We start from the raw sequence: 2,883 nt of genomic DNA on the forward strand, positions 1-2,883 counted from the left end.
CGAGTTCCTCCTCATGGACGAGCCCCTGCACAGCCGCTACCGGAAGCCGCTGACCGGCAAGTTCACCGTACGGCGGATGCGGCTGCTCGCCGGGCGCGGACTCACCGCCCAGGCCAGGCGGCTCGGCGCCCCACTGGCCGTGCTCACCCTCGCCGTCGCGCTGGTGCTCACCACCGTCCGGTACTGGATCGGGGCGCCGGACAGCGCCGACGCGCTGCCCGCCGTCGAGGCCGGGCTGGTGCTCGGCTGCGCGGCCGCCGCGGTGATCGCCCGGCTCGCCGAGGTCCGTACCGACCGCCGCGAGGTCACCGACGCGCTGCTGCGCCTCGGCACCTCGCCCCGGATGCTGTTCGGCGCGGTCGCGCTGCGCACCCTCGCGGTGGGCAGCACGCTGCTGCTGACCGGCGGGGCGACCGCCGCGCTGGCGGCCGCCGGACTGCGCTGACCGGACTTCCCCCGGCCGGCCTCCTGCCCAGGGCTCGTGCGGTGGGGCTCCCTGCGGTGGGGCTCAGCCCGCCGCGGCGAGCTGGCCGCAGGCGCCGTCGATCTCCTGGCCGCGGGTGTCGCGGACGGTCGTCGGCACACCGTGCGACTGGAGCCGGCGGACGAACTCGCGCTCGTCCTCGGGCCGGGAGGCCGTCCACTTCGAACCGGGCGTCGGGTTCAGCGGGATCAGGTTGACGTGCACCCGGCGGTTCTTGATCAGCCGGCCGAGCAGGTCGGCCCGCCAGGCCTGGTCGTTGATGTCCTTGATCAGGGCGTACTCGATGGAGATCCGGCGGCCGGACTTCTCCGCGTAGTTCCAGGCCGCGTCCAGCACCTCGGCGACCTTCCAGCGGGTGTTCACCGGCACCAGCTCGTCGCGCAGCTCGTCGTCCGGGGCGTGCAGCGACAGCGCGAGGCGGCAGCTGAGGCCCTCGTCGGCGAACCGGTGCATCGCCGGGACGAGGCCGACGGTGGAGACCGTGATACCGCGCTGGGACAGGCCGAAGCCGTCCGGTGCCGGGTCGGTCAGCCGGCGGATCGAGGCCAGCACCCGGTTGTAGTTGGCCAGCGGCTCGCCCATGCCCATGAAGACCACGTTCGACAGCCGCGCCTCGCCACCCGGACTGCTTCCATCTTGGGGGGCCGACCCCCCGCGCCCCCCGAACTCCCCCGCCTTGAGCGAGCGCATCCCGGCGGCGATCTGCTCCACGATCTCGCCGGTGGAGAGGTTGCGGGTCAGCCCGGCCTGGCCGGTGGCGCAGAACGGACAGTTCATGCCGCAGCCGGCCTGGGAGCTGATGCACATGGTGACCCGGTCCGGGTAGCGCATCAGCACCGACTCCACGAGCGTGCCGTCGAAGAGCTTCCAGAGCGTCTTGCGGGTGGCGTCGTCGTCGCAGGAGACGTGCCGGACCACCGACATCAGCTCGGGCAGCAGGCTCCCGGTGAGCTTCTCCCGGCTGGCGGCGGGGATGTCCGTCCAGCTCTCCGGGTCGTTCGACATCCGGCCGAAGTAGTGGTTGGAGAGCTGCTTGGCGCGGAACGGCTGCTCGCCCAGCTCGGCGACGGCCTCCTTGCGCTCGGCGGGGCTCAGGTCGGCGAGGTGTCGCGGGGGCTTTGCGCCGCGCGGCGCGACAAAGGTGAGTTCTCCGGGCTTAGGCATGGTTCCTCAAGTGTCGCAGACGCGCGGGGGCCCCGGACGCCAGGCGTCCGGGGCCCCGTCGTACCCGTGGGTCAGCTGCCGACGAAGGCCGCCAGCAGCAGCCAGACCACCGGGGCGGTCGGCAGGAGCGAGTCCAGCCGGTCCATGATGCCGCCGTGGCCGGGCAGCAGCGTGCCCATGTCCTTGATCCCGAGGTCGCGCTTGATCATCGACTCGCCCAGGTCGCCCAGGGTCGCGGTGACCGCCGCGCAGCCTCCCAGGATCAGGCCCTGCCACCAGCTGCCGCCGTCGATCATCAGCTGCATCAGCAGCGCGCCGGCCAGCATCGACAGGCCGATGCCGCCGGCCAGGCCCTCACGGGTCTTGCCGGGGCTGATCGTCGGGGCCAGCTTGGTCTTCCCGAACTTGTAGCCCACCGCGTAGGCGCCGGTGTCGCTGCAGATCGTGACGATCAGGAAGAGCACGATCCGCTGGGGGCCGTCGTCGGCCGCCAGCATCATCGCCACGAAGGTGGCCAGGAACGGCACGTAGAAGGCCGTGAACACACCTGCCGTTATGTCCCGCAGGTAGTCCTCCGGCGGCTCCGCCATCCGCCAGACCATCACCGCGAGCCCCGTCAGCGCGAGCGAGGCGGCGGCCCACTGGATGCCGGACCAGTAGCCGGTGGCCACCATGGCGATGCCGCCCACGACCAGCGGGACCAGCGGCGCCTTGATCTGCTTGCGCTCGGCGAGCCGGCTGGTCAGCTCCCAGACGCCGACCGCGACCGCGGCCATCACGACGACCAGGAACATCGCCTTCACCACGAACAGCGAGGCGACGATCACCGCACCGAGGCCGACGCCCACGCCTATGGCGGCCTGGAGATTACGGCCGCCGCGCTGCTTGCGCGGCTGCGGCTGCGGCTGCGGGGCGGGCTGGGCGGCCACGGGTGTCTCCTGCCCTGGGTGGGACGTCGGCACGAAGTGGGGCTGCCCGGCCGCCAGGTGGTTCACCGGCGGCGCGGGATGCACCGGTGCCCCCGGGTGCGGCTGGGTGCCGTGACCGGGGGCGGGGGTCGTGTCGTCGGATATCGCGCGCAGCACGACCGTCTCCGTCACGCCCGGCGGCGCCGGGTCGGGGTGCTCGTCCCGGAACAGCGGGCCGCTCAGCCGGCCGGCCTCGCGGGCCTGCCCCTCCTCGGGGTCGGCCGGGCCGCCGTGGGCGGATCGGCCGTCGGCCGCGGGCCAACCGTG

General features: G+C 73.2%; 2 protein-coding genes and 1 pseudogene. 1 reads left to right on the forward strand and 2 read right to left on the reverse strand.

Annotated elements, in window-relative coordinates:
* Positions 1-445: pseudogene (locus BU198_RS36990) on the forward strand (hypothetical protein); the annotation flags it as partial.
* A gap of 63 nt (positions 446-508) precedes the next feature.
* Here BU198_RS36990 and rlmN read toward each other — a convergent pair.
* Both rlmN and BU198_RS37000 read right to left on the reverse strand, forming a co-directional pair.
* Positions 509-1,648 (reverse strand): 23S rRNA (adenine(2503)-C(2))-methyltransferase RlmN, encoded by a 1,140-nt coding sequence (rlmN, locus tag BU198_RS36995; RefSeq protein WP_188301190.1) that lies wholly within the window; start codon positions 1,646-1,648, stop codon positions 509-511.
* Between the two features lie 71 nt (positions 1,649-1,719).
* A partial coding sequence (locus tag BU198_RS37000; RefSeq protein ID WP_411293279.1) for a phosphatidate cytidylyltransferase occupies positions 1,720-2,883 on the reverse strand: 1,164 nt, incomplete at its 5' end.

It is taken from the genome of Streptomyces sp. CBMA156, assembly GCF_014596515.1.
Classification (GTDB): domain Bacteria; phylum Actinomycetota; class Actinomycetes; order Streptomycetales; family Streptomycetaceae; genus Kitasatospora.

Excerpts from the sequence above, each read along its gene's own strand:
- rlmN (WP_188301190.1), bottom strand. The coding sequence starts at position 1,648 with ATGCCTAAGCCCGGAGAACTCACCTTTGTCGCGCCGCGCGGCGCAAAG.